At 40.5% G+C, this 222-nt stretch carries 1 protein-coding gene; it reads right to left on the bottom strand.

The window, feature by feature from the left end; all coding sequences use genetic code 11:
* Positions 1–222 (bottom strand): IS200/IS605 family accessory protein TnpB-related protein (locus tag DMB44_RS09205; protein ID WP_153280229.1); only part of this gene is annotated, 222 nt, incomplete at both ends.

The following is a 222-nucleotide window of genomic DNA, read 5'->3' as shown; positions in this document are numbered from 1 at the left end:
TGTATCATGACATTGATCCCTTTCTCTTCTGCTTTGTATTTAATCTGCTGTATGAGCATATTGAAAGGTATCTGCACAAAGTTCTGGTTGTTCTCCTTACCGATATCCACAGACTGCTTCCATCCATCGTTGTGACCTATAACGATCGTATCGATCTTTCTTGACAATGCGTATTCGACTATGGATCTGCTAAGCTTGTGCATGATGTCCTTTATCTTACGG

It is taken from the genome of Thermoplasma sp. Kam2015, assembly GCF_003205235.1.
Lineage (GTDB): Archaea > Thermoplasmatota > Thermoplasmata > Thermoplasmatales > Thermoplasmataceae > Thermoplasma.
This window is presented reverse-complemented; position numbering and strand designations above follow the sequence as displayed.